Consider the following 22,569-nt stretch of genomic DNA (forward strand, 5'->3'; position numbering starts at 1 on the left):
CAGAGCCGGAACCGGGCACGGGAACGTCGCCGGGTGCGGACGGGCCGGACATGGCGATTCGCCTCTCAGTGCTCGTGATCGTGGTCGTGCCCCTCGACACCGACCGCCGAGGGCGGCGGCGCCTCCTCACCCATCTGCTCCCGGGCCTCCGCCAGCAGGTCTCCTGCCCTCAGGCGGGCCTCCTCGGCAGCCTCTCCGAGCCATCGTCCCGTCGTGATGCCGCCGGCGATGCCGCTGACCAGAAGCCTGCGGGCCGCGGGTTTCGCCTTGGGCGCGGCCTTGGCGGCCCCCCGCAGGACCAGCACGCCCGCGGTTCCGGACAGGGCATAGTGCGTGATGCGGCCCACGACCGCACCCGCAAGAGCGGCGGGATGCATCATGGTCTCCTTCCGCGGAACGGCTTCGACCGTCTTCCACGCGGCAAGTCCATTCTCGCTCCGCCGTGTACATCGCGCATCAGTCGTTCCGAACCACGCCTGTGCCGGCCGCGCAGGCTGCGCCGACCCCACGTCACCACCATCTCGTTCACGATCTACATCGCCTGCCGACTGGTGGGCACCTACCGGACCCGGCTGACCATCACGGACAGCGGGTCATGTCCGCTCGGGCGGGCGGTTCGGGGAGGTACTGGCAGGGCGAACGTAGCTAAAGGTCGCGCTCGGGTGAAGGAGGGTTCCCGCTGCCGCTACCACTCCGACCGCCGCGACGGACGTACGGCCAGCAGGCGGCGCGGCGGGCGGCGGCCTTGGTGCAGGCCCTCCGCCAGCCAGTCGGCCAGGGCATCGGCCTGCTCCGGATCCGTGAGCGGGCCGAAGGCCAGAGCGGGGGCGAGCGGCGTACGGTCCCGGGCGCACGGCTGGACCACCACCCGGTGGCCCACGCGCGGCACCTGGTTGCCCTCGTGGTGCGGACAATGAAGATGCCGGGCCAGGCAGCCGGTGGCGACGAGCAGCCCGAACGGCACCCGCTGGGTGGCGCCGCGCAGTGCTTCGAGGACGCGGCCGTCCGCCGCGCCGCAACCGCCCTCGGCCCGGCAGACCGCGGCCGTGAAGCCCTCGGCGGCCTGCCGGGCGGCGGCGTGATGCGGCCCCCGGGTCATGCCACGGCCGTCCCGGTCAGGATCCGGACATCGAGATCAGTCACCGACGCCGCCTCCAACGCCGCGGTGAAGTGCACACGGACGCGATCCACCGCAGCGGGCGCCAGCCCCTCGAGCAGGGCGCGCGTACCGCTGCCCACCGCCAGGTCCCAGGCGGTCGCAGGGGTCAGCGGTACGGCGAGGTCCCGGCGGACGACTCGGGGGCTGCTCAATCCGAGGCTCCCCAGCCAGGCGGCGAGCGCGTCGGCGGTGTCGATCCGGGCCAGCTGGTCCGACTGCGACGAGCCCGGCCACTCGCGCTCTGTCTCGACCGCGCTCTTGAACGCCTGCCCCCAACCGCCGAGCGCCCCCTTCTCCCATACGGTCACCGCGAGCCGCCCGCCCGGTCGCAGCAGAGCCGCGAGTTTGGCGGTGTCGCGGTCCATGTCGGGGAAGAAGAACACGCCCAGCGCGCACTGCACCAAGTCATAGCCGCCGTGCGGTGCCGCCCACGCCGTCACGTCGTGCTCGTGGAAGCGCAGGTTCGCCAGGCCCTCCTGCCGTGCGCGCCGCTCGCCGAGCGCCACGAGGGCACCGGCCAGGTCCACAGCGTCGACCAGCCCGTCGCGGTCGACCGCACGAGCCGCCGGCAGCGCAGACGCACCGGCCCCACAGCAGGCGTCGAGCACCCGCTCGCCGAGGCCCGGGACCGACGCCTCCACCGTGGCCTGCCCGACCTGGTCCCACAGCAGGGGCGACCAGCGGTGGAACTCCTCGGCGCCGGCGCTGAACACCTCGCCGATGGTGGCCTGTTGTGCGGTCACGGAACCCCCTCGCGTCTAAAACGATTGTCGTTATCGGAACGCTACTTGCCGTGGCTCCCCGTGAACACCCCCGCGTTGGTGGAGGGGGTTTAGGCCGGACGGCGCCTACACCGCGGTCGAGCCCGCCGAGGGCGCGGTCCGCGAGGACTCCGACGGACGGTGCTGTGCCCAGCGCCTGGATGAAACGGGAGCCGGGGTCGCCGACAGCGAACGGGTGCTGAACCCACGCTTGCCGACGTACCGCCTGCTGAACACCGCGCGCCGCGAGGTGGTCCAGGGTGGGCGGGGCCGGGCCGTCGGTGATGGGTTATCACCGGCCCACCGGATCTCCTTCGGCGCCGTCGTGCCGCGTGCGCAGCATCGCGTGGCCGCCGTGGTGCAAGGGGGTGCCCAGCTTCAAGTGGGCGGCTTCGCAGGCCGTTCGGGCGTCGAAGACGTGGACCTCGCCGTGGCCGCCACGGGTGACGGCGACCCAGTCCGTGCCGGGCGAGGCGGCCACCGCACGGCGTTGGACGCCCTCCCAGGGGGTGCTTCCGCGGCGGGGTGCGCCGTCCATGGCGGGGAGGGGGGTGCGGCGTACGGTCTCGTCGGCGTCCAGCAGGATCAGTTCGTCGCCGTCGGGGTGGATGCGGGTGAAGGCGGTGTGGTCCTTGGCGAGGGCGAGCCGGAAGACCAGCCCCGGGCCGAGTTCCGTCACGGTCGTGCGGTCCGTTTCCAGGTCGTGGCGCCATGCCTGGTTCGTCCACTCCGGCCATCGCAGTGGGTCTGCGGGGCCGCCCCGCAGGGTCGACCACAGTGCCCGTCGCCGTGGGTCGAGCCGCAGGTACCAGCCCCGGGCGGGCGAACCCCAGGGAATCGCCGGCTCGGGAACGAGGGCGTCGCCCTCACGGTGTGCCCGGCGCACCCCCTCACCCGTGGCCGCGAACACGTGGCCGGACTGCGGGTCTTGGGCGTCGCCGTGCCCGTCGTCCGGCAGGGGGAGGTGCGCGTGGGGCGTGACCGGCGGGCAGCCGGGCGGAGAGTCGAGCAGGTCGGCGAACCGGTGAACGGCCAGGGCGCCGGGTTCCCGGTGCCGCAGGACGGCCAGGGGGGCGCCGTCGCCCAGTACCGTCACCCCCGGCTCACCCGCGCGCGTCCGCACCCGGGCCGCGTCAGTCGTGGCCAGGTCGATGACCGTGAGCAGATCCGACCACGGTTCGCCGTTCTTGCCCAGGCCCGTCGTGACGGCCACCCACCGGCCGGACGGGTCGCAGGCCAGGTGCTCGGCCGGTACGGCGACCGGAACAGCGGCCTCCACCAGCTCGCGGCCGAACGGGTCGAGCACCAGCAGCTCACCCCTGCGGTCGTCGACGCACGCCGCCCGCCCTCCCGGCAGTGCCAGAAAGCCGGCGTGCTCGGAGAGATGACGGCCGGTGAGGCGGTGCACCTCCACGCCGTCCGGCATGGTCAGCACGTGGACGGATCCCCCGACATGGTCGGAGACGAGCAGCAGCGGGCCGTCGTTCATCGAGAGCCTCCAGGCAAAGGGGATCAGATGAAAACGATTATCATGTATGGTCGATGCGTTCCGGAACCATGAGAAGAAGCGAGGGCATTGATGCTGCGCTCACCGTCGAGATCCGTTCGCAACTGGATCACCGCGGCCGTAGTGGGGTCCGTCCTGGTGGGTTGCGGCGCGTCCACCGAACCGGCGAGCGACGAGGCCGCCGCGGCCGGTACGAAGACCGACGTGACCGTGGAACCCATCAAGTCGACCCGGGAGCTGACCGACGGGAACGGCGTCAAGGTCTCCCTGGAGAAGGAACCGCAGCGCATCGTCTGCCTGTTCGCGCTCTGCGACGACATCCTGACCGAGCTGGGTATCGTCCCCACGGCCACGACCAGCGCACTCCTCGCCCACCCCGACTTCCTGGGGGAGCAGAAGGCGAAGGAGGTCGACATCATCCCCGGCGGCTTCATCGCTCCCGAGGTGGAGGCGATCCTCTCCCACAAACCCGATCTCGTGATCGGCCTGGAGGACACGCACGGCAAGCTCGCCCCGGCCCTGAAGGACGCCACCACGTTCTGGCCGATGCAGCCGGAGACGTGGCAGGACAGCGTGGGGTACCTGCGTAATGTCGCCGCGCTCACCGGCCGTACCGCCGAGGGTGAGAAGGCCGAGAAGACCTTCCGCACCAAACTCGCCGAGGCCGAGAAGAGCAAGAGCGACAAGACCGCGCTCATCATCTACGGCAGCGACGAGAACTTCGGTGTCGCCACCCCGGGGACGGACGTGGCCGCCGGGCTGTTCCCGAAGCTGGCCGACTATCCGTGGAAGTCCCGTGGCGTCGAGGGGAGTTACAGCCTCGAAGAGATCCTCGCCCGCGACGTGGACGTGCTGTTCGTCGAGACGATCGCCTTCGGCGAGGCGGACGGCAAGCTGTCGGAGAAGCTGGCGAAGAACCCCCTGTGGGAGAAGATCCCGGCCGTGAAGAACGGGGACGTCCACGAGGTGAACTCCGAGGTGTGGGCCAAGGGGCGCGGCACCCGCTCGCTGGGCATCATTCTCGACGAGGCCACGGCCGCCCTGCGGTGAGCGCACGCACCGCGACCCAAAGCGCGGTGGGTGCGGCGGCCTCGGGCGGGCGATTGCCGCGATCCGGTGGGACGTGGCAACTCGTCGTGCTCATCGGACTGTTGGCCGCGGCATCCGCCTGTGCACTGAGTCTGGGCACGCCGTACGTCCCGCTGTACCGGCTGCCCGGTGCGCTGCTGGACGCGGACGCCACGCTCGCCGGGGTCGTCGTCACCGAACTCCGCGTGCCCCGGCTGGTGCTGGCGCTGGTCGCCGGTGCCTGCCTGGGTGCGGCAGGGCTCGTGCTGCAGGAGGCGCTGCGCAACCCCCTGGCGGTCCCCGAGATGCTGGGCGTGTCGTCCGGGGCCGCGCTCGGGGTGGCCGCGCCGCTGGTGCTGGCCGTGTCCATCCCCGCCGCCGTCCAGCCCTTGCTGGCCATCGGCGGGGCGGCGCTCGGCGGCGCGCTCACGCTGCTCGCCGCCGGGCTGGGGCGCAGCCCGTCCGCCGTGCTGCTCACCGGGGCCGCGGTCGCCGCCGCGCTGCAGGCCGCGCTGCTCGTGCTGATGGTGATGGCCGACCAGCTCGACCTCCAGCTGATCTACCGGTACCTGCTCGGCTCGCTCTCCGCCCGTACCTGGGACGACGTCACAGGGCTGTGGCCCTGGCTGCTCGTCGCCGTGCCCGCGCTCGTGCTGTGCGCGCCGGTGCTGTCGGTGCTGCGGCTGGGGGACGAGGACGCCGAGGCGCTGGGGGTGCGCGCACAGCGGGCCCGGTTCGCCGCACTGGCCATCGCCATCGTGCTGATCGCGCCCGTGACCGCCGTGTGCGGGCCCGTGGCGTGGGTCGGCTTCCTCGCCCCGCACCTGGCGCGACGGCTCAACCCCGGTGGCGACGCGGTGCGTTGGCTGCCCTGGTCGGCGGCGTGGGGCGCCGTCGTGGTGGCCGTCGCCGACCTGCCGGCCCGGCTCGCGCTGGCGCCCGTGGAGACTCCGGTCGGCGCCTGGACGGCCCTCCTTGGCGTGCCCGCCGGCGTCGCCCTGCTCCGGTCGGGCAACCGGAGGCCGAAGGCTCCCCGGCCGGCGGAGGGCTTCGAGGCCGCTCGTTCGGGGCATCGGGGGAGCGGTCCCGAAGTCGTGCAGACCGAAATGGGGGAGGCCCGGTGAGCCGGCGATTCATGGTGCTCGCCGCGCTCGTCGTCGTGTGCGCCTGCGCCGAGTCGGCGGCCGGGCGGGGCATGTCCCCGGCCGTGCTCTGGGACGTCCTCGGCGGGGGCGGCGACGCGACGGAACGGCACATCCTGTTCCAGCTCCGCCTGCCCCGGATGCTGGTGGCTCTCGGCGCGGGGGCGTGCCTGGGCGTGGCGGGTCTGGTCCTCCAGTCCGCCCTGCGCAACCCCCTGGCCGGGCCCGAGGTCACCGGCGTGACTCCGGGCGCCGTGCTCGGGGCCGTCACCGCCACCGGTCTCGGGCTCGCGGGGTGGGAATCGCCCCTCGCCGTCGTCGTCGCCGCGTGTGCGGGCGGGTTCGCCGGGGCCGGGCTGCTGTGGCTGCTCGCCGGGCGTGGCCGGGGCGATCCCGCGCAGACGGCCGTGCACGGGGTGCTCGTCTCGGCGGTGCTCGGCGGGCTCACGGCCATGGTGCTGCTGGTCGCGCCAGGTGAGCTCGGCAGTGTCGTCCAGTGGCTCGTCGGCACCACCGAGGGCCGCGTGTGGCAGCACTGGCACCTGCTGTGGCCGTGGGCGCTGGCCTGGGGCGTGGCGGCGTGGCTGCTGGCCGGACCGCTGACCCTGCTGCGCTGCGGCGATGACATCGCCAGTGCCGCCGGGCTGTCCGCCGCGCGGGCCCGGACCCTCGCCCTGGTGTGCGCCGTGGCGCTGACGGCGGGTGCGGTGGCCGCCGTGGGGGCGCTGGGTTTCGTAGGTCTGCTCGTACCGCACCTCGCCCTGGCCGTGTTCGGTGCGGATCTGCGGGTGACGCTGCCCGGTGCCGCCCTCGTGGGTGCGGCCGTGGTGTGCGGGGCGGACGCGGCGGCGCAGCTGGTGTCGCAGCTGCTGGCGGTCGCGCTGGACTCCGGGCGACTCACGCTGCCGGTCGGGGCGCTCACCGCATGTGTGGGTGCCGGGCTGCTGCTGGTCGTCGTACGCCGTACGCCGAGCCGAACGTTCTGATGTCGACGAAGGACAGAGCATGACCGAACCCGTGGGGATCCATGTCGAGGGCGTCCACTTCGGCTACCCCGGCCGACCCGTGCTGCGCGGCGTCGACGTGACGGTCGCACCGGGTGAGCTGACGGCGCTCATCGGCCTCAACGGCTGCGGCAAGTCGACCCTGTTGCGGCTGGCCGCCGGGCTGCTGCAACCGGACGAGGGGCGCGTCCTGCTCGGCGGCGACGACCTGGCCCGGCTCTCCCGCCGCGCCACCGCCCGGCGGGTCGCGCTGCTGCACCAGTCGGCCCCGGCCGTCCCCGGCATGACCGTCCGGCACCTCGTGCGGCAGGGGCGGTACGCGGCGCGCGGCCCGCTCGGCATGCTGCGCGAGGGCGACGACCCCGTCGTACGGCGTGCGTTGCGCGACGTCGGCGTGGAGCAGTGGGCCGAGCGTGACGTCGACGCGCTGTCCGGGGGTGAGCGCCAGCGGGTCCGGCTCGCGATGGCGCTCGCCCAGGACACCCGCGTCCTGCTGCTCGACGAGCCGACCACCTACCTGGACCTGCACCACCAACTCGACGTGCTGCAGACCGTGGTCCGGCTGCGCGAGGAGCGCGCCCTGACCGTGGTGATGGTGCTGCACGACCTGGCCCACGCGGCCCGGTTCGCCGAGCGGATCGTCGCGCTGCGGGACGGCCGCGTGGTGGCCGACGGGACACCGAAGGAGGTCGTCACGCCCGGGCTGCTCGCGGACGTCCTCAAGGTGGCGGGCCGGGTCGGCCGGGACCCCGAGGGCGGCTGGCCGGTGTGTTACCCGGATCACCCTCTCCCAGGGGTGGAATATGAAAATCATATTCATTAACTTGGTGACTGCGGTGCTCAACCGAACGCCGTACCTCCCTTGTGATGAAGGAGAGTTCATGGAGAACGAGCAGATCTTCGCGCCGATCGCCGACCCGGGTCAGCTGGCTCACGACTCGGCCTCGCACTCCAACGCGCTCGTCGAGAACCCCTTCGACGACACCGAGGAGTAAGCGAGAGCACGCGGGGGCCAAGACCCTCGACCGTGGGCCCGCTCGTCACCTGGCGGGCGGGCCCACCCCTTTCCCAGGCACCTTCCCGACAGGAGAACTGACGTGTCGCGCAGCCAGCTCGCATCCGGTGTCGAGGTCGTCGCCGTGCCCGGGAAGGGGCTCGCCGTACGGACGGCCGACGGGGAGTTCCTCAGCGTGCGGACGGGCGACGCGAGCGAGGGTGCTCTTCTCTCCCGGCTTTCCGGATCGGCCGCCGACGAGCCGGATGCCGAACTGGACCGGCTCCTGGGAGCCTTCGAAAGCGCCGGATACATGGCGGACGGGCCGCAGCGCGCGCAATGGCCCGTCGAGCGCCGGGATGTCTGGCTGCTGGGCGATGCCGGGCTGACCGAGCCGCTGGCCGCGCTCCTGCGGTCCTCAGGCGCCGGCCCTCGGTCCGCTGTTCCTGACGACCTGGTCGGCGCCCGGGCCGGGGAAGAGCCCGCCGCTGTCGTGTGGTGCCTCGACGGGCCCGTTCCCGAAGGGCTGTGGGATGCGGCTGACCGGCTGCCGGAGCGCGGCATCGCCTGGCTGCGCTGTCACCGCGAGGGCTGGCAGGCGTATGTGGAGCCGCTCGCGGCCGCTCCCGGGGACGTCACCTCGGCGCACGTCCGTGCCCGTCGGCTCGCCGCCACGCCCGCGCACCGTGAGCTGGCCGCCTACTGGAGCGGGCCTCGCACGTCCGGCACGCCCGTCCACCTCACGGCCCCCGCGGCCGCGTTGCTCGCCGCCCTGCTCACCGACGACCTCGCCCGGTGGGCCACCGACGCCCCCGACACCGGCGGGCTGCCCGCCCGGCGCCGGCTCCGGCGCGTCGACCTGCGCACGCTGACCGTCACCGAGCACCCCGTGCTGCCCGTACCCGACGTCGCCTCGATGCCGGTGAAGGCCGGATGACGCCGTTCACCGTGGTCGTCGAGGGGCTTGCCACCGACGTGCAACTCCCGGACGAGGACGGACCCTTCCCGGCCGTCCTCATCCGCACGCCCTACGACCGGCGTCGGCACCACGCCGAGCTGCGCGGGTGGGCCCGGCGCGGGTTCGCCGCCCTGGCCCAGGACGTACGCGGCCGGTACGCGTCGCCGGGGGAGTGGCACCCGTACGAGAACGAGGCCGCGGACGGAGCGGCGACCGTCCGCTGGATCCGTCAACAGCCCTGGAGCGACGGGCGGCTGGTGGCGGTCGGCGCCTCCTACGCCGCTCACTGCGCACTCGTCCTCGCGCTCGACGCGCCCGAGGACGCCCGCCCCGACGCCGTCATCGCCGCGGTGCCCGCGCTGGGCGCCGCCGAGACGGCCCGCGAACCCTCGGGTGTGGAACGGCTGGGGGCCCGCGCAGGGTGGTGGGCCGCCCACGGTGACCGGCACGACTCCGACGAGGACGCCCTGGAGAAGGCTCTCGCCGCGGACCCCGGCCTGCTCGGCCACCTGCCGCTGATCGACCTCCCGGCCCGGCTCGGCCGGAGCCTGCCCTCCTGGCCGGGCCTGTGGCGGCACCGCGAGCACGGTCGGCTCTGCTCCCGGGCGGAGTGTGCCGGCGTGCCCCTGCTCGTGGTGGGCGGCCACCACGACCACTTCGCCGAGGACACCGTCACGCTGTGGCGCCGCTGGGGCGGCCTTTCGGCGCGCCTGCTGATGGGCCCTTGGGGCCACGGCCTCGTCGCCATGCCCGGACGCGACGCCAGGCCCGCACACCGGATCAGCCTCGGCGAGCTGTACGCAGGCTGGGCCCGCCTCGCCCTCGCCGGGGGACTCGCACCCGGGCACCGTGGCGCGGTCGGGCTGGGCGGCAGCTCCGTGTGGGTGCCCGCCGGCACGGAGGGCGAGCCGCACACTCAGACCGTACGGCTGCTGCACGGATCCTCCTTCACGGCCGACCCCGAACGCCCCGTGTCTTCCGAGGAGTTGTCCGTTCCGACGGACGGCGCGCCCGACCGCTGCCTGCTGGTCACCCCACCGCTCCCGCGCCCGCTGGACGTCATCGGCGACGCCGAGGTGCGGTTGCGCGCCACCGCCCACGCACCCTCCGCCGACTGGGTCGCCCGGCTCGTCGCGATCAGCCCCGAAGGGACGGCCGAGCGGCTTGCCGTCGGCATCGTCCGGCGCCAGGACCCCCCGGGGCAGGCCGCAGAGTTCACCGTCGGACTCGGCCGGCTCGCACGGCGGCTGCCCGCGGGCAGCCGGCTCCGCCTGGAAATCGCCGGGCACCACTTCCCCGCCCACGCCCGCAACCCCCACACCGGCGCCGACCCGGTCACGGCCACCCGGCTGCTCGCCTCCCGGCGGGAGGTCGACCCGGGGACCGTGACCCTTCGCCTGCCCGTGCTCCGTACCCGCCCCGCCCCCACCGATCCCGTACAGGAGATCCTGCGATGACGGCGCTGCCGCTGGAAGCCCTGGTCGACCCCGTGTGCGGCATCGTCCGCAAGGTCAAGCCCGTCGAGCACCCCGTGGGCGCGCCACCCCGCTACACCGCGCTCACCGCCGAGATATCCGACGCGCGCAAGCTCGGCCTGTGGCCCGCCGACCGGGTGTCGCTCGGCACCACCTTCGGCGACCCCGAGGGCGCCCGGATCGCCGCCATAGCCGAGGGAATCGAGCGGTACTGCGGCAACCGCGTGCCGCCCCCCGGCCACCCCGAGGCGCCGGCGCGCGCCACGGCCGCCGAACTGACCGGGAAGGGCCTGCGGCTCTACGGCCCACAGGAGCTCCCGGCCTACGCCGACTGGCAGTACGCCCGCGAAAAGTTCCCCTACCGCCCCCTCACGCCCGACACCCCGTCCCTGTGGACGCGCGGCGAGGAACGGCTGCCCGGCGGGGAAAGAGCCGAGGTCTGGGCACCAGTCGCACTCACGCACCTGAACTGGCGCCAAGGAGAGTTGCGTTCGCTGCCCCGCACCCACCACCTCAACTACGCGGGGATCGCCACCGGACAGGGCCTGGACGACGCGATCGAGCGCGCACTGCTGGAGATCGTCGAACGCGACGCACTCGAACTGTGGTGGCACCTCGACGGCCCCACCCGCGGCATCGACCCGGCCAGCGTGCCCGGCCTCGCCGACGACCTCGCCGGATCCGGGCTCGACGTCCATCTCGCCGAGATGCCCTCCGAGTTCGCCCCCTGCATGGCCGCGCTCGTCCACGACCCCCGGCTCGGCCTGTACGCCGCCGGGTTCGCCTGCAAGTACGACCCGGCCGAGGCCGCCCGCAAGGCCGTGCTCGAAGCCGTCCACACCTGGGTCTTCACCCAGGGCCTCACCGATCCCGACGGCTGGGTGTTCCAGGCCGTCGAGGCCGGGCTCCTCGCCCGCGGCCTCTACCTGGACCACCGAGCCGACGGCCGCTACCTCGACGCGTGCGGAGAACAGTTCGAGCACGTAAGGGACTTGGGGGCGCACGTTCAGGTCTGGCTGGACGAGCGGATGGCGTCCGAGGCCCGGCGGTTCTCCGAGCCCGCGCACGGGACGGTGTCCATCGAGGCGGTCGAGCCCGGCAGCCGGGACCGGCTGGAGCACGCCCTGCACGAAGGGGATCACCGCATCATGACGTTCGACCTCACCACCGAGGACGTGGCAGAAACGCCGCTGCGGGTGGCCCGGGTGCTCGTCTCCGGTCTCCTCCCCAACGCACCAGCCGCTTTCGGCTACTTCGGCTGCCCGCGCCTCGCCGACGCCGCCGTCGCCCGTGGCTGGCGCACGACCGCGCCGCACACGCCGGAGGACTTCACGCTGGCTCCTCCGCCCCACATGTGAGGGCCACCGTGGATCTCGTCGCTGTCCTCGCCCGCGCCCGTTCCCCCGAGCAGCCCGGCCCGGACACGCCCGCCGGGCCGACTGTGCGCCGGTGGCCGGGCCCGGCATGCCCCCTGCCCGAGGCCCGGCCGGGCGAGCTCGACATGGGTCAGCTGCTCCGCCTCTCCCTGGCAGCCTCGGACGGTGCCGGACGGCTGCGGCCCGCTCCGTCCGCGGGCGCGCTGCACCCGGTGGACGCCCGGCTCGTCGTGGGCACCGGATGCCCGCTGCCGCCCGGGTGCTACGGCTACGACCCGCTGCGCCACCGCGTGCACCGCCTCGGCCCAGAACCGGACGGCCCGCCGGCCGGCGTGACCGTCGAGCTGTCCGTCACCGCGCAGCGCACGATCTCGCACTACGGCCACCGTGCCTGGCCGCTGATCCTGCTGGACACCGGGCACGCCGCCGGGGCGCTGTGGCTCGCGGGGCGTGCACTGGGCGTGGGGCCCGTGACGGTGCGCCTGGACGGGAGCGACGAAGACCCCCTCGCCACAGTGCACTTCGCCCCGCCCGAGGAGGCGCGACGGGCTCCCCTGGCCGAGGCGGCGCCCGAGGTTCCCCTGCCCGAGGGCACCCGCCGGGCTTCCCAACCCGAGGGAGTCCTTCGGGGCGCCCCGGCCGAAGGCGTGCTTCAGGGCGCGCCGGCTGGGCGGACAGGTCAGGGCGTCCTGCTCGGGGGGTCATATGCGGGCGTTCCGGCCGAGGGCGTGCTTCAGGGCGCGCCGGCTGGGCGGACAGGTCAGGGCGCCCGGCCCGGGGGGCCACACGCGGGCGTCCCGGCCGAGGGGGTGCATCAGGTCGCCCCACCCGATGCGGCACACCCCGTTGCGGGCGCCCCCGCGCCCCGCGACCTGCTGGCCCGCCGCAGCGCCCGACCGCCGATGCGGGGCACCCCGTCCAGGGACGCCCTGCGGGCCGTGCTCGCCACCGCCAACGCAGCGAGCACCGGTGAACTCGCCTGGTGCGCCGCCGTCGGCGGACCGCAGCCCGAACTCGTCGAGGCGGCGCCCGACGGCACACTGCGGCGTCTCGCGGCGGGAGAGGCCCGGCCGACACTCGCCGCCTGGGCCGCGGGCCAGGCATGGATCGCGGACGCGGGAGCCGTGCTGCTCGGTCACGGCTGCCCGGCGGAAGCCGACGCACCGCGGATCCGCCGGGCCCACCTGCGCGCGGGCTTCGCCGTCCACCTGGCCCACCTGACCGCTGCCCGACACGGCCTGGCCGCCCGCCCCGTCGGCTCCTGGCAGCAGGCCGACCTCGGCGCCGCGCTCGGCGCCCCGCCGGGCCGGGACTGGATCGTCCACGGCCTGGCCCTCGGCACCACCCACTCCGAAGAGGAGACCTCGTGATCGTCCACCCCGAGCTGCGCCGCGCCGCACACCACGCACGGCGCCCCCTGCTCGCGGCCACCCTCCTGCAGGGGGCCGTCACCCTCACCCACCTGACGCAGGCCGTACTGTTGGCGGTCGCCCTCGCCGACGTGGCCCGGGCCGACACGGACCGGCTCCCGCTGCTGCTCGGGGCGGTGCTCTGCGTCGTCGCCGCCCGTGCCGGACTCGGCTACTGGCAGCGGCGCACCGCCACCCACGCCGGAGCGCAAGTCAGGGTGCACCTGCGCGACGAACTCCTCGCCCACCTCGGACGGCTCGGACCCGCACACCTGACCACCGCGCGCGCCGGAGCCGTCCGCACCACTGTCGTCGACGGGGTCGAGGGCGTCGACGCCTACGTCTCCCGCTACCTGCCCCAGCTCCTCATCACCCTCACCGTCCCGCCCCTGCTGCTCGCCGCGATGGCCGCCGTCGAACCCGCCGCCCTCCTCGGCCTCGTACCGGCCCTGCTGCTCGCCCTGTTCGGACCGCGCGCCTGGGACCGGCTGCTGGCCAAGCGCGGCAAGGAACACTGGGACACCTACGAGGGACTGGGCGGCGACTACCTCGAAGCACTGCAAGGCATGCCCGCGCTGCGGGCCGCGGGCGCCGTCGGGCGCACCCGCAAGCGGCTCGAGGAACGCTCGGCGGCGCTGCACCGGGCCACCGTCGCCAAACTGCGCGTCTCGCTCGTCGACACCGGACTCACCGACCTGGCCATCCAAGGCGGCACCGCGGCCGCCGCACTGCTCGCCTGCTGGTCGGCCGTCACCGGATCCACCACCGCGACGGGCACCTATCTGGTACTGCTCCTGGCCTCCGAGTGCTTCCGCCCCGTACGCGACCTGTCCCGCGAGTGGCACGCCGGATACCTGGGCGTGTCGGCCGCCGACGGACTCAAGGCGCTGCGCACCGCCGAACCCGCCGTCCCCGACACGGGAACGGCACGAGCGCACTGGCCCGGACCGCCCCACGTGCGCTTCGAGAACGTGGAATTCAGCTACGACGGCGCCGAGACGCCCGCGCTGAGCGGCGTCACCTTCACCGCCAAGGCGGGACGCACGACCGCGATCGTCGGCCCGTCGGGCGCCGGCAAGTCCACCCTGCTCGCCCTGCTCCTGCGCCACCGCGACCCGCAGCAGGGCCGGATCACCCTCGACGGCCGCGATGTGACCGAGTACGCGCTCGACTCGTTGCGCCAGGGAATCGCCGTCGTCTCCCAGGAGACCCACCTCTTCCACGCCACCATCGCCGACAACCTGCGCCTGGCCCGGCCGGACGCCACGGACGACGACCTGATACGCGCGGCACGGACGGCCGGCATCCACGACGAGATCGCCGCCCTCCCCGACGGCTACGCCACCGTCCTCGGCGAACGCGGCTCCACCCTGTCCGGCGGGCAGCGCCAGCGCCTCGCCCTCGCCCGGGCCCTGCTGGCCGACGCCCCGGTGCTCGTGCTCGACGAGGCCACCAGCGCGGTCGACGAACGCCGCGAGGCGGACATCGTCCGCGAACTGCTGGCCGCCGCGGGCGGCCGGACCGTCCTGGTGGTCGCCCACCGGCTCGCCGCCGTCCGGCACGCCGACCGCATCGTGGTGCTCGACGGCGGACGCGTGGACGCCGTCGGCGAGCACACCGCCCTCGTCGAAGCCGGAGGCGTCTACGCCGAGCTCGTCAAGGCGGGCCACACCTACGAAGGAGGGCTCGCCGCATGAGCACCACCACCGACGCCGATGCCACCCTCGGCAGCACCGCCGACGCAACCGAGCCCGCACGGGGCTCCCTGCGCGCCCTGCTGCCCGCCCTCGCCGGGCACCGGGTCATGATGACCCGCACCTGCGCCGCCGCACTCCTCGAACAGGGCTCCCTGGTCGCGCTGTTGACGCTGGCCGCGCACACCGTCGGCACCGCGGTCATCGAGGACCGTGCCCCCTCGGCCGGCACGGTCACCGCTCTGATCGCCCTCGTCCTCGTACGCGCCCTGATGACCTGGCGCGAGATGGACCTCTCCCACGACCTGGCCTACCGGGTGCTGGCCGAACTGCGCGTACGGATCTTCGACGGACTCGCCCGCAGCGCACCCGCCCGCGTGGCAGGCCGCCGCAGCGGTGACCTGGCCGCCACCGCGATGGCCGACGTGGAGGCACTGGAGTTCTTCTACGCCCACACCACGGCCCAACTCCTCGCATCCGGCGTGGTGTTCACCGGCGGAGCCGCGGCACTGGCCACGGTGGAGCCATGGCTGCTGGCGGCGGTGCTGCCGGTCGCCGCACTCCTTGCCGTGGCCCCCTTCGCCGAGGCCCGCGGACGCGCCGCGCGCGGGGCCCGCACCCGGGCGGCCGCCGCGAAGCTCTCGGCCGACACCGTGGAGACCGTCGACGGGCTGCGCGAACTGCTCGCCTTCGGCGGGCTCACCGAGCGGCGCGGTCGTCTCGCCGAACAGGGCCGGCGGGTGGGGGAGGCCCAGCGGGCCGAGGCCACCTGGGAGGCCATGGCCGCCGCGGTCCGCGACGCCCTCATCGTGCTCGCGGTCCTCGGTGTGGTGGCGGCCGCAGCGCAGTCCGTGACCTCGGGGCGGCTGCACGGCGCATGGGCCCCGGCGGCGATGGCGCTCGCGCTGTCGGTGCTGGGCCCGGTCGCCGAGTCGGCCAGGGCACTGAGCCAGGCCGTGGGCCTGCGCGCCGCGGCCGCCCGCGTCGACGCGGCACTGAAGGCCCCCGCTCTCGCCCCGCCGCCCGCCGCACCCCGCCCGCTTCCCCCGGGCCCGCTGGGCGTCCGGCTGCACCAGGTGAGCTTCGACTACGGGGGCCGACCCGTGCTGGACGACGTCGACCTGACGGTTCCGGCAGGCCAGACCCTCGCCCTGGTCGGAGTCTCGGGGGCCGGCAAATCGACCTGCGCCCACCTGCTGGCCCGCTTCTGGGACCCGTCCGAAGGCACCGTCCACCTCATACCCGACAACGGCGACCCCCTCGACCTGCGCGACCTGGCAGACGCTGAACTGCGCCGTGCCGTGGCCGTCGTGGGCCAGGACACCCCCCTCTTCCACGGCACCCTCGCCGACAACCTGCGCCTCGCCGCACCGGACGCCGACGACGACCTCCTCACCGAAGCGGCCCGGCGGTGCGGCGTCGACCGGATCGCCCCCATGGACACCCTCGTCGGAGAGCGCGGCGCCACCCTCTCCGGCGGCCAGCGCGCCCGCATCGCCCTCGCCCGCGCCCTGCTGGCCGAACCCAGGGTCCTTGTCCTGGACGAGACCACCGCCCACCTGGACAACGCCGGAGACGCCCAACTCGCCACCGCGCTCGCCCAGGGCAGCCGCACCACCATCGTCATCGCCCACCGCCCCGCCACCATCCGCCGCGCCGACCGCATCGCCGTCCTCGAAGCCGGCCGCATCGCGGAGCAGGGCACCTGGGACGACCTCACAGCCCGCTCCGACGGCGCACTCAACCGCGTACTGGCCGTCACGCCGTCCTGACCTCGCCGACCGGGCCGTGCGAGCGGCCCTGCGACACAGGGCCGCCTCCTCAGCGCCGTGGGGGGGCGCGTCAGAGCCAATCTCGCCGCTTGAAGATGATGTGCAAACTGGCACAAACAATACCCATTAGGGCGATCGCGAAGGGGTATCCGAACACCCAGTGCAACTCCGGCATGTGCTCGAAGTTCATCCCGTAGATCGTCCCGACCAGCGTCGGGGCGAACAGAATCGCCGCCCACGACGAGATCTTCTTGAAGTTGTCTACCTGGCGGCGCTGAGCTGCAGTGATGCTGCAATCGTCGCCTCTGACCTGCGTCGTGTGTCTTTCAGGGCCTTTCAGGCTTGTGTCGCGTTACGCAGCCGGTTCTCCCCAGGCGCTCCCCAGCGCTGCCCGTTCTCCCCAGATTCTCCCCAGGGCGCGGCTCCTAGCGAAGCAAGGCGGGCGGCGTTGCGGCACCTGAGGAGGTAAGGGCACTGGTCACATTCTGTCAGTGCGAGCGTCGTAGCGGTCTGCCTGGCTATTCGAGAGGACTTCCCCGAGGACCGCTGGATCCTCGTGCCGCCCAACCCGCAGTCCTGGGCCGAGACGCAGTACGGGTGACAGCGGAGTCCCTGGTCCTGTCCTCCGGCTCCAACCCGGCGATCCTCCGCGAGGACGCCCCCGGGATCGTCATCACCAGCGGGCACCAGGACTACCCCGTCCAGGTGTGGACGAAGGGTGCTGCTGTCGCAATGCCGGTGCTGTACGTTCCGGACATCCACATCACGGCGAAGGTTCTCTGATGGCGGCAACCCGCACACTCGCAGAAACGGTCTTCGTCACCGACCCGAAGAACCACGAAACGCTGCTCCTGGCCGCAGGCACGACGGTCACTGATCCGGTGCTCGCCGCCCAGATCACCCACCCAGAGGCATGGATGCCGGAGGCCGCTCGCGTCCCTGAGGCACAGCCTCCCCGGGCGCCCCGCCGCACGAAGGCCGTGACCGAGACGGACGCGCCATGACGCTCACGGACGCCGCCTACCTCCGCTCCGAACTCGGCGAAGTCGACCGTGGCGACCTCGACGTCCGTCATGCTCGGCTCGGCTCGGTTGGGGCGGTTGCCATCGAGGTCCTCCGCGAGCGCAAGGCGTCGCTTGTCGCCGATCCCCTGGCCGTCACCGTCCAGGGGATCGCAACGGTGAACACCGCGGAGAACGTCAAAGCAATTGAACGCCAAATCACCACACTTGAGGACGCCGCAGTGCCGAGGATGCGTGTACATGACCCCCGTACCCCTGCGGCATCAGCGAACGCGCTAACTTGGCCTTCCTGCCAGCTCGTTACCTGATGGGGTTCAGCCACGCCAGAATGTGAGCGGCCAGATCGGGTATAGATCAGGTTCGCCCGTGCGAGGAATCCCCACCGGACTGGTCCCGCCACACGGGGGAGACCAGCTCACCCCCACCTGCGTGGGGGACCCGAAACCAAGGTCCCCCGGCGCGTTCGACAACCCGGCTGACCCCCACCCGCGTGGGGCCCCCGGGGGTCAATGAGATCGTTTCATCTTGAACTCGCAGGTCGCGGTACTGGTGTGAGCCCGTGATGCGGTCCTCGTGCTGGCAGGCGGAGTGATCGCCGTCGGGTGATCGGCTGTCACCGCTGGACTTCGCAGTTCGCCAGAACGAGCAGGGCCCGCAGCAACGTGGTGGCGTGATGGACGTTCATGCGCACCTTGGTCAGAATGCGCCAGGTCTTCAGGTTTGCGAAGCCGTGCTCGACGGCGGCGCGTTCGCGGCTGACCAGCCGGTTCGCCTCGTTCTCGGCGTCGGTGAGGCGGTGGGAGCGGGTCGCCTTGCGGCCGGTGATGATGATCGGAGCAACCTTGCCGCCGGCGTGGCGGACTGCCCGGTGATGGGTGTGGAGGAGGGCGAAGTCGTCGGCGGTTACCCGGCTCTTTCGGTAGGAAACGTACTGCACCGGCGGCCGGCGCCAGGGAGGCGACCTTGGCGAGCGCCCAGGCCGTGCCGCTGCTGCTTGTCGTGATGTTGCCGGTCGTGATGTTGCCGGGTGGCTGACGCGGACGTCGGTCACCCGGCAGGGGGAGGGAGTCAGCTGGTGGTGTTGCTCTGGGAGATGGCGTAGACGCGGTTGTCGGGGGCGCGGAAGAGCCGGAAGCGATAGTCGCTGCCGCCGGCTCCGGCGCCGGGGACCACCTGGACGGTGGAGACCCACTCGGCGCCGTTGTTCTGGAGCTGGGTCATGGCCTTGTCCAGATTTGTGGTGTTGAAACCGAAGGCGATGGAGGTGGGGCTGGTGCGCCAGGGGTACTGGGGGGCCTTCGGTCCGTAGAGCTCGAACAGGTTGCCGTTGGACGTGGTGAAGACGGAGAACTCCTCGGAGCTGCTCACCAGGTCCAGGTCGAGGGCTTTCTGGGCGAATTCCTTCATCGCGGGGTACTGCCGGGTGGTCAGGGCGACCGCCCCTCACTGCAGTCTGGTGATACCCGCGTCAGCGGTGGGGGCGGTCCTCTTCGTGCTGGTGGGACCGGTCTCGGCCGACGCCGGCGCGAGGTTGGTGGCCATGAGGGACGCGCCTATCACCAGCGCCCCCGCTATCGCGGTGCGGCGTGTGAATGAAGTGGTCATGAAGGTGCTCCTGAAGGGTGGGGGGATGGCGTGCGTTGTCATCGGTGGGTGTCGCCCCGTGCTGTGCCGCGGAGCCAGCAAGATCCCGAACTCCATGACGAGCCCGCTCCGGGCGACACCTCACCGAATAGTTGACATGTGAACAACGAGCTGAATTGGTATACGTGTCAACTACTCGCAGGCGGCGTCAGGTGTCCTGCCCCGATTAGTTCACGCATGAACTAATCGGAGTAGGATGGCGCGATGAGCACGGAACACTGGAATGCGCGAGAGAGTCGGGCGTGGCGAGGTCTGCTGGATGCGCAGCGCCTGGTGCGCGAGCGTGTGGAGAGGGAGCTTGCGCGCGAGACGGACCTGTCCCCGCAGGACTACACGGTGCTGGTCGCGCTGACCGAGGCGCCGGACGGGAGGCTGCGCCCCACGGACCTTGCCGCGGCCATCAGCTGGGAGAAGAGCCGGCTGTCGAACCATACGGTACGCATGGAGAAGCGGGGTCTGGTGACCCGTGAGGGATGTCGCGATGACGGGCGCGGTTCCGTGGTCGCGGTCACCGATGCCGGGCGTGCGGCGATCCGGTCGGCGGCGCCGCTGCACCGCGCGCACGTGAGGAAGTACTTCATCGACGCGTTGACCGCCGAGCAGCAGGAGGCGCTGATCGACATCTCCGCCAGCCTCATCCGGCATGTGACCGCCGCAGGTCGGGCCGAGGGGCGGGCGACCGCTGATTCCCCTTGAGCGTGTAGTTGACGCGTGTACTACCTCCGGGTTAGGTTGTACACGCATCAACTACTTGGCGGGTGCGCCCGCCCGGAAGGTCGCGTCATGGAGTTCGGAATTTTCGGCGTCGGGGACCTCTCCCCGCACCCGGTCACGGGGAAGACGGTCAGCGCGACCGAGAGGATCCGGGGCATCGTCCGCATCGCGCGGCACGCCGACGAGGTCGGCTTCGACGTCTATGCGATCGGCGAGCACCACAACCCGCCCTTCATCTCCAGCGCGGGCGCCGCGATCCTGGCCTCCATCGCCGCGCAGACAACGAACATCACTCTGTCGACGTCGACGACCCTGATCACCACGACCGACCCGGTGCGGATCGCGGAGGAGTTCGCCACCCTGCAGCACCTCGCGGGCGACCGGGTCGACATCATGCTCGGCCGCGGGAACACCCCCGAGGTCTATCCGTGGTTCGGCCAGGACATCCGCCAGGGCATCCCCCTGGCCATCGAGAACTACGCTCTGCTGCGCCGACTTTGGGACGAGGACGTAATCGACTGGGAAGGAAGGTTCCGGGCCCCGCTGCGAGGCTTCACCTCGATGCCCCGGCCGCTGAACGGCACCCCGCCGTTTGTCTGGCACGGCTCGATCCGCTCGCCCGAGATCGCCGAGCAGGCCGCGTACTACGGCGACGGCTTCTTCGTGAACAACCTGTTCATGACCATGAAGTACTTCAAGGACTTCGTCGACTACTACCGCGCCCGCTTCGAACACCACGGCCACGGCCCCGCCCACAGCGCGATCGTCGGCGCAGGAGGCGGCGCCTTCGTCCGCAGGAACAGTCAGGACGCCGTAGCCGAGTACATGCCCTACTTCCGTGGCAGCCGCTTACACTCCGGCTACTTCGACCACGTCACGACGGAGACCGGGCTCACTGTCGGCAGCCCGCAGCAGGTCATCGAGAAGGTCCTCTCCTTCCCCGACTACTTCGGCCCCTACCAGCGCCAACTGTTCGGCCTGGACTTCGGCGGCGTCCCGGAGAAGACCATCCACGAACAGCTCGACCTGTTCGGCTCCGACATTCTCCCCGTCCTGCGCCGCGAAATGCCCGCACCTCCGGCAGCCGGAAAGACGCGCACAGTCGCCTGAGCCGCGGCATTCCCGCCGCGCCACCCCCTCGCCTCCCCCTGCGCAGTCGCCGTACGCGGGTCGCCCCCTGGGGCACCCCGGTCCCCTCTCTCTGTCCGCATCCGACCTCACGGAGAACCACTACGCCATGACCATGGCCTTCTGGATAGTCGCCGGCCTCAGCACGCTCGCCTTCCTCGCCGCAGGGCGGCATGAAGCCCGCCCGAGACCCGCGCCGCCCTCAAAGAGGCCAACATGCCCTGGGCGGACGACTTCTCCGCCGGGTCCATCAAGCTCATCGGCCTGGCCGAGGTGCTCGGTGCACTCGGTCTGATCCTGCCCGCCCTGACCGACACCGCGACCGTCCTCAGCCCGATCGCCGGCATCCGCCTCGCGCTGGTCATGCTCGGTGCCGTCAAGGTCCGCACCCGCCGCAAGGAATCCCCGGCCGCGCCGACGGTACTGGCCGTGCTCACCTCACTGCCGCCGTCCTCGGCTTCGCCGCCCTGTAAGGCCGCGGGCGCGGGACCGCCCACGCATCCAAGTCGTCGGGCGGCTGCCCCACGCCACATCACACGGCACGTCTATCGCGCCCGCGATGCACCCGACCTCCCCGCGACGCCCGTCGTCCGACCTTCCAGAAAGAAGTCCGTATGTCCTCCGCTGTCTCCTCCCGCCCGCTGGCCGCTTTCGTCCGCACCGTCCTGCCGGCAGCCATCGCCGCGGCGGTCGCTGTCCTCGTGGCCTACTTCCTCTTCGACCTGGCGGGAGCCGACTACACCGTCACCACGTCCGGCAGCCAGAGCACGGTGAACGCGCCGATGGCCGGCATCATGACCCTCCTGATGACCCTGGTCGGAGGCGGTATCGCCCTGGTCATCGCCCGGCGGACCGCACGGCCCGGGCGGACCTTCGTCCTGCTCGTGGCGCTCGCCGTCGTCGTGATGGCGGCAGGGCCCCTCACCTCCGCCCAGCAGGGCCTGACCATCGCGGCCCTCGAAGTCCTTCACCTGATCGCGGCGGCGACCGTCCTGCTCATCGTCCTGCCGCGCCTCGGCAACAGCCGGACTACGCCATCCTGATACCCGCCGACCCAGGCAAACCCGTACGCCAAGTCACGTTCACCGTGCTTGGTGTACGGGTTCCTCGCTGTTCAGCTTCGAGAACGTACGAACCCGCGCGCTTCCGTCTTCGATGTTCTGGAGGTGGCGGGGGCGTGGAGCCGTTGCGCTCCCTGCCGCGAGCACCGTGCCGCCCTCGAAGACCTCATGGCCTGCGGTGCCGCAATCGGCTCGATGTCAGCCGTATCCTTCCAGCCTCGCTCCGTTCGGGACGCGTTCGGGATACAAGGAGCAGGAGCAACCGACTAGGCCCAGGAAGGATTGGCAACGGCACACCACATCCTGGAAAGACGTCATGGATTGGCAATGATCAGCAAGGGCCGCCAAGATCCTCAAAAGGACTAACGGTTTGACCTGCGGAAACGCAAGAGCGAGGGGTGCCATGTAGACGTGGCGCCCCTCTCACTCGCTCGGGCCAAGATCCAGGGACCCTGCAGGGGCCCGGAGGGAACCGGAGGATAGAACGACGTCCTCAGCCAGCCGCCAGCACTTCGTCGACACCGGCCGCTGCCCGAGGGCTCGTACGGGTGCGGGGTGACGCGGTCCCACTGATCGATTTTCATGCTGAATTCGCAGGTCGGGCCGCTGATGTGGGTGGAGACTGACGCGCTCGTACTGCTCTCGGACGTGATCGTTAGCAGGTGATCGTCTGCCATGGGC

General features: G+C 72.3%; 25 protein-coding genes and 1 pseudogene. 18 read left to right on the forward strand and 8 right to left on the reverse strand.

Features of this window, described 5'->3' with window-relative positions; all coding sequences use genetic code 11:
* Positions 1-65: 65 nt before the first annotated feature.
* The 4 genes from ACP4J3_RS45485 to ACP4J3_RS45500 form a co-directional block, all read right to left on the reverse strand.
* Positions 66-380, reverse strand: coding sequence for a DUF1490 family protein (locus ACP4J3_RS45485; protein WP_426543207.1), 315 nt, complete (start codon positions 378-380; stop codon positions 66-68).
* Positions 381-685: 305 nt separating this feature from the next.
* Positions 686-1,099, reverse strand: coding sequence for a hypothetical protein (locus ACP4J3_RS45490; RefSeq protein WP_426543209.1), 414 nt, complete (start codon positions 1,097-1,099; stop codon positions 686-688).
* Positions 1,096-1,902, reverse strand: a complete 807-nt coding sequence (locus tag ACP4J3_RS45495; RefSeq protein WP_426543211.1) for a class I SAM-dependent methyltransferase — start codon at positions 1,900-1,902, stop codon at positions 1,096-1,098. Before ACP4J3_RS45495 ends, ACP4J3_RS45490 begins: the two co-directional genes overlap by 4 nt.
* 310 nt (positions 1,903-2,212) lie before the next feature.
* The gene (locus tag ACP4J3_RS45500) at positions 2,213-3,409 is read right to left on the reverse strand and encodes a hypothetical protein (RefSeq protein ID WP_426543213.1); all 1,197 of its coding nucleotides are present in this window, start codon (positions 3,407-3,409) and stop codon (positions 2,213-2,215) included.
* Between the two features lie 90 nt (positions 3,410-3,499).
* On the opposite strand from ACP4J3_RS45500, the gene ACP4J3_RS45505 reads away from it, so the two are divergent.
* From ACP4J3_RS45505 to ACP4J3_RS45555, 11 genes are all read left to right on the forward strand, one after another.
* On the forward strand, positions 3,500-4,477 hold the full coding sequence (locus tag ACP4J3_RS45505; protein ID WP_426543215.1) for an ABC transporter substrate-binding protein: 978 nt from the start codon (positions 3,500-3,502) through the stop codon (positions 4,475-4,477).
* Positions 4,478-4,563: 86 nt separating this feature from the next.
* Positions 4,564-5,619 (forward strand): FecCD family ABC transporter permease, encoded by a 1,056-nt coding sequence (locus ACP4J3_RS45510; protein ID WP_426543217.1) that lies wholly within the window; start codon positions 4,564-4,566, stop codon positions 5,617-5,619.
* An 11-nt stretch (positions 5,620-5,630) separates the two neighbouring features.
* On the forward strand, positions 5,631-6,623 hold the full coding sequence (locus ACP4J3_RS45515) for a FecCD family ABC transporter permease (protein WP_426543294.1): 993 nt from the start codon (positions 5,631-5,633) through the stop codon (positions 6,621-6,623).
* A gap of 19 nt (positions 6,624-6,642) precedes the next feature.
* The gene (locus ACP4J3_RS45520; protein WP_426543219.1) at positions 6,643-7,464 is read left to right on the forward strand and encodes an ABC transporter ATP-binding protein; all 822 of its coding nucleotides are present in this window, start codon (positions 6,643-6,645) and stop codon (positions 7,462-7,464) included.
* A gap of 58 nt (positions 7,465-7,522) precedes the next feature.
* Positions 7,523-7,636: a streptamidine family RiPP gene (gene amiA, locus ACP4J3_RS45525; RefSeq protein WP_426543221.1), complete on the forward strand. Its 114-nt coding sequence runs from the start codon at positions 7,523-7,525 to the stop codon at positions 7,634-7,636.
* A gap of 102 nt (positions 7,637-7,738) precedes the next feature.
* A complete protein-coding gene (locus ACP4J3_RS45530) occupies positions 7,739-8,572 on the forward strand; it encodes a hypothetical protein (RefSeq protein ID WP_426543223.1) in 834 nt (277 codons plus the stop codon).
* A complete protein-coding gene (locus ACP4J3_RS45535) occupies positions 8,569-10,050 on the forward strand; it encodes a CocE/NonD family hydrolase (RefSeq protein ID WP_426543225.1) in 1,482 nt (493 codons plus the stop codon). Before ACP4J3_RS45530 ends, ACP4J3_RS45535 begins: the two co-directional genes overlap by 4 nt.
* Entirely contained in the window at positions 10,047-11,426 is a 1,380-nt protein-coding gene (locus tag ACP4J3_RS45540) for a YcaO-like family protein (protein ID WP_426543227.1), read from the forward strand. The genes ACP4J3_RS45535 and ACP4J3_RS45540 overlap by 4 nt, the downstream gene beginning before the upstream one ends.
* Before the next feature lie 8 nt (positions 11,427-11,434).
* Entirely contained in the window at positions 11,435-12,814 is a 1,380-nt protein-coding gene (locus ACP4J3_RS45545; protein WP_426543229.1) for a nitroreductase, read from the forward strand.
* Positions 12,811-14,550, forward strand: coding sequence for an ABC transporter ATP-binding protein/permease (locus tag ACP4J3_RS45550; RefSeq protein ID WP_426543231.1), 1,740 nt, complete (start codon positions 12,811-12,813; stop codon positions 14,548-14,550). Before ACP4J3_RS45545 ends, ACP4J3_RS45550 begins: the two co-directional genes overlap by 4 nt.
* A complete protein-coding gene (locus tag ACP4J3_RS45555; RefSeq protein ID WP_426543233.1) occupies positions 14,547-16,319 on the forward strand; it encodes an ABC transporter ATP-binding protein in 1,773 nt (590 codons plus the stop codon). Before ACP4J3_RS45550 ends, ACP4J3_RS45555 begins: the two co-directional genes overlap by 4 nt.
* A gap of 70 nt (positions 16,320-16,389) precedes the next feature.
* Here the strand turns inward: ACP4J3_RS45555 and ACP4J3_RS45560 are convergent, their stop codons facing one another.
* Positions 16,390-16,659, reverse strand: a complete 270-nt coding sequence (locus ACP4J3_RS45560; RefSeq protein ID WP_426543296.1) for a CorA family divalent cation transporter — start codon at positions 16,657-16,659, stop codon at positions 16,390-16,392.
* A 257-nt stretch (positions 16,660-16,916) separates the two neighbouring features.
* On the opposite strand from ACP4J3_RS45560, the gene ACP4J3_RS45565 reads away from it, so the two are divergent.
* From ACP4J3_RS45565 to ACP4J3_RS45575, 3 genes are read left to right on the forward strand one after another with little or no spacing between them, the layout of a single operon-like run.
* Entirely contained in the window at positions 16,917-17,102 is a 186-nt protein-coding gene (locus tag ACP4J3_RS45565) for a hypothetical protein (RefSeq protein ID WP_426543235.1), read from the forward strand.
* A complete protein-coding gene (locus tag ACP4J3_RS45570) occupies positions 17,102-17,323 on the forward strand; it encodes a hypothetical protein (RefSeq protein WP_426543237.1) in 222 nt (73 codons plus the stop codon). The genes ACP4J3_RS45565 and ACP4J3_RS45570 overlap by 1 nt, the downstream gene beginning before the upstream one ends.
* Positions 17,320-17,649 carry a hypothetical protein gene (locus ACP4J3_RS45575; protein ID WP_426543238.1) on the forward strand — a complete coding sequence of 110 codons (330 nt, stop codon included), beginning with the start codon at positions 17,320-17,322 and terminating at the stop codon, positions 17,647-17,649. The genes ACP4J3_RS45570 and ACP4J3_RS45575 overlap by 4 nt, the downstream gene beginning before the upstream one ends.
* A gap of 305 nt (positions 17,650-17,954) precedes the next feature.
* Here ACP4J3_RS45575 and ACP4J3_RS45580 read toward each other — a convergent pair whose 3' ends face one another.
* The 3 genes from ACP4J3_RS45580 to ACP4J3_RS45590 all read right to left on the reverse strand — a co-directional run bounded on the left by ACP4J3_RS45580 (position 17,955) and on the right by ACP4J3_RS45590 (position 18,946).
* A complete protein-coding gene (locus tag ACP4J3_RS45580) occupies positions 17,955-18,278 on the reverse strand; it encodes a transposase family protein (protein ID WP_426543240.1) in 324 nt (107 codons plus the stop codon).
* A 131-nt stretch (positions 18,279-18,409) separates the two neighbouring features.
* Positions 18,410-18,772 carry a VOC family protein gene (locus ACP4J3_RS45585; RefSeq protein WP_426543298.1) on the reverse strand — a complete coding sequence of 121 codons (363 nt, stop codon included), beginning with the start codon at positions 18,770-18,772 and terminating at the stop codon, positions 18,410-18,412.
* Between the two features lie 12 nt (positions 18,773-18,784).
* Positions 18,785-18,946 (reverse strand): hypothetical protein, encoded by a 162-nt coding sequence (locus ACP4J3_RS45590; protein WP_426543242.1) that lies wholly within the window; start codon positions 18,944-18,946, stop codon positions 18,785-18,787.
* 243 nt (positions 18,947-19,189) lie between these two features.
* Here ACP4J3_RS45590 and ACP4J3_RS45595 point away from each other — a divergent pair, with 243 nt between their 5' ends.
* The 4 genes and pseudogenes from ACP4J3_RS45595 (at position 19,190) to ACP4J3_RS45610 (ending at position 21,870) form a co-directional block, all read left to right on the forward strand.
* Complete coding sequence (locus ACP4J3_RS45595) at positions 19,190-19,681, forward strand: MarR family winged helix-turn-helix transcriptional regulator (protein WP_426543244.1); 492 nt, start codon at positions 19,190-19,192, stop codon at positions 19,679-19,681.
* 87 nt (positions 19,682-19,768) lie between these two features.
* Entirely contained in the window at positions 19,769-20,809 is a 1,041-nt protein-coding gene (locus tag ACP4J3_RS45600) for a CE1758 family FMN-dependent luciferase-like monooxygenase (RefSeq protein WP_426543246.1), read from the forward strand.
* Between the two features lie 231 nt (positions 20,810-21,040).
* Positions 21,041-21,250: pseudogene (locus tag ACP4J3_RS45605) on the forward strand (DoxX family protein); the annotation flags it as partial.
* 191 nt (positions 21,251-21,441) lie between these two features.
* On the forward strand, positions 21,442-21,870 hold the full coding sequence (locus tag ACP4J3_RS45610; RefSeq protein WP_426543248.1) for a DUF6069 family protein: 429 nt from the start codon (positions 21,442-21,444) through the stop codon (positions 21,868-21,870).
* Positions 21,871-22,569 lie beyond the last annotated feature (699 nt).

It is taken from the genome of Streptomyces sp. UG1, from assembly GCF_049974585.1.
Taxonomy (GTDB): domain Bacteria; phylum Actinomycetota; class Actinomycetes; order Streptomycetales; family Streptomycetaceae; genus Streptomyces.

Coding starts and splice junctions, on each gene's coding strand:
- ACP4J3_RS45610 (WP_426543248.1), top strand. CDS start 21,442: ATGTCCTCCGCTGTCTCCTCCCGCCCGCTGGCCGCTTTCGTCCGCACC.
- ACP4J3_RS45535 (WP_426543225.1), top strand. CDS start 8,569: ATGACGCCGTTCACCGTGGTCGTCGAGGGGCTTGCCACCGACGTGCAA.
- ACP4J3_RS45595 (WP_426543244.1), top strand. CDS start 19,190: ATGAGCACGGAACACTGGAATGCGCGAGAGAGTCGGGCGTGGCGAGGT.
- ACP4J3_RS45540 (WP_426543227.1), top strand. CDS start 10,047: ATGACGGCGCTGCCGCTGGAAGCCCTGGTCGACCCCGTGTGCGGCATC.
- ACP4J3_RS45600 (WP_426543246.1), top strand. CDS start 19,769: ATGGAGTTCGGAATTTTCGGCGTCGGGGACCTCTCCCCGCACCCGGTC.
- ACP4J3_RS45555 (WP_426543233.1), top strand. CDS start 14,547: ATGAGCACCACCACCGACGCCGATGCCACCCTCGGCAGCACCGCCGAC.
- amiA (WP_426543221.1), top strand. CDS start 7,523: ATGGAGAACGAGCAGATCTTCGCGCCGATCGCCGACCCGGGTCAGCTG.
- ACP4J3_RS45505 (WP_426543215.1), top strand. CDS start 3,500: ATGCTGCGCTCACCGTCGAGATCCGTTCGCAACTGGATCACCGCGGCC.
- ACP4J3_RS45485 (WP_426543207.1), bottom strand. CDS start 380: ATGATGCATCCCGCCGCTCTTGCGGGTGCGGTCGTGGGCCGCATCACG.
- ACP4J3_RS45520 (WP_426543219.1), top strand. CDS start 6,643: ATGACCGAACCCGTGGGGATCCATGTCGAGGGCGTCCACTTCGGCTAC.
- ACP4J3_RS45570 (WP_426543237.1), top strand. CDS start 17,102: ATGGCGGCAACCCGCACACTCGCAGAAACGGTCTTCGTCACCGACCCG.
- ACP4J3_RS45575 (WP_426543238.1), top strand. CDS start 17,320: ATGACGCTCACGGACGCCGCCTACCTCCGCTCCGAACTCGGCGAAGTC.
- ACP4J3_RS45490 (WP_426543209.1), bottom strand. CDS start 1,099: ATGACCCGGGGGCCGCATCACGCCGCCGCCCGGCAGGCCGCCGAGGGC.
- ACP4J3_RS45515 (WP_426543294.1), top strand. CDS start 5,631: ATGGTGCTCGCCGCGCTCGTCGTCGTGTGCGCCTGCGCCGAGTCGGCG.
- ACP4J3_RS45500 (WP_426543213.1), bottom strand. CDS start 3,409: ATGAACGACGGCCCGCTGCTGCTCGTCTCCGACCATGTCGGGGGATCC.
- ACP4J3_RS45590 (WP_426543242.1), bottom strand. CDS start 18,946: ATGACCACTTCATTCACACGCCGCACCGCGATAGCGGGGGCGCTGGTG.